General features: G+C 66.5%; 4 protein-coding genes. 3 read left to right on the forward strand and 1 reads right to left on the reverse strand.

The genetic code is table 11. The annotated features are described in order from the left end of the window. Window positions 1–55 precede the first annotated feature (55 nt). Both AC1VAN_RS10240 and AC1VAN_RS10245 read left to right on the forward strand, forming a co-directional pair. Window positions 56–487, forward strand: a complete 432-nt coding sequence (locus AC1VAN_RS10240) for a hypothetical protein (RefSeq protein ID WP_282280436.1) — start codon at window positions 56–58, stop codon at window positions 485–487. After that, entirely contained in the window at window positions 462–1,673 is a 1,212-nt protein-coding gene (locus AC1VAN_RS10245; protein ID WP_442251692.1) for a hypothetical protein, read from the forward strand. The genes AC1VAN_RS10240 and AC1VAN_RS10245 overlap by 26 nt, the downstream gene beginning before the upstream one ends. Window positions 1,674–1,874: 201 nt before the next feature. On the opposite strand, the gene AC1VAN_RS10250 is transcribed toward AC1VAN_RS10245, so the two are convergent. Continuing rightward, window positions 1,875–4,493: a DEAD/DEAH box helicase gene (locus tag AC1VAN_RS10250; protein WP_480985745.1), complete on the reverse strand. Its 2,619-nt coding sequence runs from the start codon at window positions 4,491–4,493 to the stop codon at window positions 1,875–1,877. 173 nt (window positions 4,494–4,666) lie between these two features. Here AC1VAN_RS10250 and AC1VAN_RS10255 point away from each other — a divergent pair. Then, on the forward strand, window positions 4,667–5,294 hold a 628-nt coding region (locus AC1VAN_RS10255), incomplete at its 3' end, for a CoA transferase subunit A (RefSeq protein WP_480985746.1).

A 5,294-nucleotide genomic window follows, 5' to 3' on the forward strand; every position in this document is an offset into this window, starting at 1 on the left:
CTGCCGATAGGCCTTCCCGTTCGATGCTGCTTTTCATCAACCTCCATTCCATTCGTTGCCGGACGTCGAGATGACACCCAGTCCTTCCACCGCGAGCTCTGCACGCTGGCGCCTCGCCAGCGTCATCCTGCTGACGATCCTGATCCTTGTGTCCCTTGCCCTGACGGCAAGGAAGTCCGACTTCCAGATGTCGCTGCTCGGCCAGGCGTTCGTCGCCGACGCTGGTTTTGAGGTGTCCGTTCCCAAGGAGGTCGTCGATGCCCGCGCGCTGGTGATGCGGCAGCCGCACGATCTGTCGCCGCTGTCGCTGGGGCAGGGGCTGAAGGACGATGAACTGATCCGCCAGCGCATGTGGGAAGCCTTGTATCCGCAGCGCTTCAGCGATGCCGATACGCCACACCGGATCCTGCGCGCCACCGACCCGGTACTGAACGCATGCCAGCTGATCGACAGGAGGGGAGATGTCGTTCTTGCCGACTGCCGCTGACCGCGGGCGCCGCGCGGCGCTGGTCATGCTTGTTTCGCTGCTGCTCTGCTACGGCCTGGCCGCCGTGGGCGTGATGGGGTGGCCGATGCTGGCACTGTTTGCCGTATTCCTCGCCGGCGCAGCACTTTCGCTTCTGGGACTGCGCGAACTGCGCGTGGCGATTCCGGTGCTGGTGGTGCTGGCGCTGGTGGGGATTTCGCTCGGCAGCCCAGGCGATGCCTGGGACCCGCGTTCGATCTGGTTGTTCCATGCCAAGCGCATCTATCTGGACGGCACGTTGTACGCCCAGCTGGATGATTACGCGCCTTGGAGCCATAACGATTACCCCGCGCTGGTACCGCTGCTGATGGCCGCAGCTGCCGGCCTGCTGGGACACTGGAATGAACTGCTGCCCAAGGCAGTGGCACCACTGCTGCTGTTGCCCGCCCTGCTGCTGATCGCGCCGGGCCTGCGCTCGCGCTGGTGGGTGGCACTTCTGGCATTGCTGCTGCTGCGGGTGGGCAGGGAAATGCTGGTCAACGGCTACATGGACACGCTGGTGGCGTTGTACGCGCTGACCGCGCTGGTACTGGCGATGCGCCTGCGCGGTACCGATGACAGCCGTCGGCCTGGCGACATCGTGGCGCTGGCACTGGTGGTGGCGGTGCTGTCGCTGCTGAAGAACGAGGGCGCAGTTCTGGCAGCGGTGGTGGTCGGCAGTGTGGTGCTGGAAGGGGCGCTGCGCGAACGCCGGCTTTGCTGGCGCGTGCTGTTGGCCTTTGTCGTTGCGCTGCTGCCGCTGCTGGCGTGGAAGACGTCGGTCGCTGCAGCGCATATAAGCAACGATCTTGCCGGGTCCGACCTGCAGTCGCAGCTGCTGGTACGGCTGACGACCGACGGCGGGTCCGCCATGATCCTCAAGCGCCTGTTGCTGGACGAGTGGATGCTGGCGCCGCTGCTGGTGCTGGCCGTGCTGTGGCGTCGGGTTCTGCAACGGCCGCTGGCCGCGGTGGCGCTGCTGGCCGCGCTGGGCTACATCGCCGTGCTTTTCCTGGTCTACCTGAGTACGCCGCAGGATCTGGCCTGGCATCTGCAGACCAGCGCCGTCCGGGTCCGTCAGCCCGTCGTGCTGCTGCTGTTCCTGGCGGCCACGGTTGCAGTCTGGCGGGCTGACCCGGCAGCGCCTGCCACGTCAGATCCACGGTGAATCCGGCGGCGTTGCAGGCTCCTGGTGCGGCGCACTCCAGCGGATCGGATGGCAAGCTGCTCGCTGCCGCACAGGCCAGGGTCGATCACTTGGCTTCCGGTGCTGCACAGGTTTGTCGCCCGCTGTACGCCAATGCGGAGGGCCAGGTCTGCGCTCACATCTTCCGGTACGCGGCCCGGTTGTTGCCTGGCCAGCCGGGGATCAGGCGCGGGTAGTCCTGCGTTTCCCAGCAGCGCGTCTGGGCGCACCGGGTAACGGTGCCAGCAGCGCCTCCAGGTCGGCTGCGTCGAAGCGCGGTGCTGCGTTGCCGCTCCCTTCCAGTATGGAGTCGGCCAGGTCGGCCTTGCGCTGCTGCAGCTCGGCGATCCGTTCCTCGACGCTGCCGGCGGTGATCAKCTTGTAGACGAACACCGGCTKSTCCTGGCCGATSCGRTRRGCRCGGTCGGTGGCCTGGTTCTCGGCGGCCGGATTCCACCAGGGATCGAAGTGGATGACGGTGTCGGCAGCGGTCAGGTTCAGGCCCACGCCACCGGCCTTCAGGCTGATCAGGAACACGGGAACCTCGCCCTGCATGAAGCGCTGCACGGGCGTGACCCGGTCCTGGGTATCGCCGGTGAGCTGCACGTAGGGCAGGCTGAGTTCCCGCAGGGCCTGGCCGATCAACGCCAGCATGCCGGTGAACTGCGAGAACAGCAGGATGCGCCGCCCTTCCTCGACCATGGCAGGCAACATCTCGCGCAGCAGGTCCAGCTTGGCCGAACCGGCAGCGCGCGCGGGTGTCTCGCCTGGCAGCAGGCGCGGATCGCAGCAGACCTGGCGCAGCTTCAGCAACGCGTCCAGTACCACGATGTGATTGCGCGCCAGCCCGCTGCCGTTGATCGCATCGCGGACCTGCTTTTCCATCGCCGCACGCACGGCTTCGTACAGATCACGCTGGGCGCCTTCCATTGCCACGGTGCGGGTGATGACCGTCTTCGGTGGAAGCTCGGAAGCGACCTGGTCCTTGCGCCGGCGCAGGATGAAAGGTCGCAGCCGCTGGGCCAGCAGCTGAGCACGACGCTGGTCGCTGCCGCGCTCGATGGGATGGCGCCAGTGCTGGTTGAACTGTTTTTCGCTGCCGAGCAGGCCGGGCAGCAGGAAGTCGAACTGCGTCCACAGCTCGCCCAGATGGTTCTCCAGCGGGGTGCCGGTCAGGCACAGGCGATGACGCGCCTGCAGCGTGCGCAGCGTGGCCGCCGCGCGCGACCTGGGATTCTTCACCTGCTGTGCCTCATCCAGGATCAGCAGATGGTAGGAATGCGCCTGCAGCGCCGGTTCGTCGCGCCAGAGCAGGGGATAGGTGGTGAGTATCAGATCATGGGCGGCAATGGCGTCGAACTGCGTGTCACGTGCGGGGCCGTGCAGGGTCAGTACACGCAGATCCGGGGTGAAGCGCGCCGCTTCGCTCTGCCAGTTGTGCAGCAATGAGGTTGGCACGACCACCAGCGCCGGCTTGTCCAGGCGGCCACTCTGCTTTTCAACCAGCAGATGGGCCAGGGTCTGCAGTGTCTTGCCCAGGCCCATGTCATCGGCCAGCACGCCGCCCAGGCCCTGCTGGCGCAGGTACTGCAGCCATGACAGGCCTTCAAGCTGGTAGCTGCGCAGCGTCGCGCGCAAACCCTGAGGCGCTGGGACAGCGCTCATCGCCGGGGCGTCCAGCAGGCGCTGCACGCGTGCACGGGTATCGTTGCTGCTGTGCAGCCGTAACTGCGCAGCGTCCTGCAGGGCCTGCAGCCGTCCGCGATCATGCGCCTGCAGGCGCAGCGGTTGCCCACGGTCGCCGAACAGGTCCGCAAGCAGCGCGATCACCGGCTTCAGCCGCGCTGCCCGCAGGGCAAGACGTTCATTGTCTGCCGTCGTCAGCAATACATTCTCGTCATCGCCAATGGCATCCAGCTGGCCGCGCAGCCAGCGCGGATCGGACTGCAGTACGCCCTGCAGCAGCGGAACCAGCGCAATGCTGCGGCCATCGACATCGATGGTCAGGGCCAGGTCGAGCTCGTTGCTGTCAGCGGACACCGACCGGACATCCAGGTCGATGTCCTCCACCCGGGTGATGCGGTGGCGGAAGGCGTCGTCAGTCTCGATCTTCCAGCCCAGCGCTTCCAGCCGCAGCACATCCTCCAGCAGGAAGCGGGTCCAGTCGAAACTGCGCAGCTCGAACAACGGGCCGCCGCCGTCCAGCACGATGCGCGGTTGCCGCTCGCGGTGCAGGTGGACGCTGTGCAGTTCAGCCTCGCGCCGTGCCTCCCCGGCCAGGTCACGCGGCAGCAGGTAGAGCTGGCCCTCGGCGTCGTGCACGAACAGCGAGGGGTCGTCGAGAAAACGCACGTGTTCGTCGTACTCGAACGCGACGGTGGCGACGTCGAGCCATTGCGAGGGGTCACGTTCGGTGAGCCAGGCAGGTCGGTATTCCATGCTGTGCAGATGCAGGATCGGTGTCATCGCCTGGATCTGCAGGGTAGGCAGTATCGGATCGGCGGCCGCACGCAGCGAACCCGGTTCACCCTCCAGTGAGTTCTGCAGTGCGGCCAGCAACACCGCGGCGACATGCTCGCAGTGCGTGCCAGCCGGGCAGGTGCAGCGACTCTGCAGGGGGCTGTGCGGGGTGCGGGCGCTGGCATCCAGGTCGATCGCCACCTGCCAGCCCTCGACCTGGGCGGTCAGCAGCGGTGACCGGTAGCGCAGCTCGCGCACTGCCGACACCTGGTGGTTGCCCTTTTCCAGCGTCCCGGCATCCAGCCAGCGGGACAGTTCCCCTCCGGTGAATACTTCGGCCATGCGTCGTCCTGTCCTCTCCATCTACAGCACGCGTTGCCAAGGGCACCGCAAGCGGGAAAGGGAACATTCTACGGATTGGCAGCCCGGCATGCCGGTTCATGCTGCGGCGCATCCCAGCCGGTAACGGGTGTGCCGCTAGAATGGCGGCATTCTCACCGGGTAGGGCAGTAGAGATGCAGCAATCAACTTCCAGCGGCACGCGCAGCAAGCGTTTCGCCTCTGCGGCGCAAGCCCTGCAGGGTGTGGTCGCCGATGGCCAGACCCTGGCCGTGGGGGGCTTCGGCCTGTGCGGCATTCCCGAGGCACTGATCGCCGCGTTGCGCGACAGTGGCGCCAAGGGCCTGACCGTGATCTCCAACAACGCCGGCGTCGATGGCTTCGGCCTGGGCCAGCTGCTGGAAACCCGGCAGATCAGCAAGATGATTTCGTCSTACGTGGGCGAGAACAAGGAATTCGAACGGCAGTTCCTGGCCGGCGAGCTGGAGCTGGARTTCAAYCCGCAGGGCACCCTGGCCGAGMRSCTGCGYGCCGGCGGSGCGGGYATYCCSGCGTTCTTCACCGCCACCGGTTACGGCACCGTGGTCGCCGAGGGCAAGGAAACCCGCGAGTTCGATGGCAAGCACTATGTGATGGAAACCGCGCTGCGCGCCGACGTTGCCCTGGTCAAGGCCTGGAAAGCCGACGAGGCCGGCAACCTGGTGTTCCGCAAGACCGCGCGCAACTTCAACCCGGCCTGTGCAATGGCCGGCAAGGTCTGCATCGTGGAAGTGGAGGAGGTGGTGCCGGTCGGCAGCATCGATC

The sequence above is a fragment of the Stenotrophomonas sp. 05L44_2 genome (assembly GCF_056665995.1).

Bases quoted from the DNA above. Each gene is read 5' to 3' on its own strand.
- AC1VAN_RS10245 (WP_442251692.1), top strand. From the start codon at position 462: ATGTCGTTCTTGCCGACTGCCGCTGACCGCGGGCGCCGCGCGGCGCTG.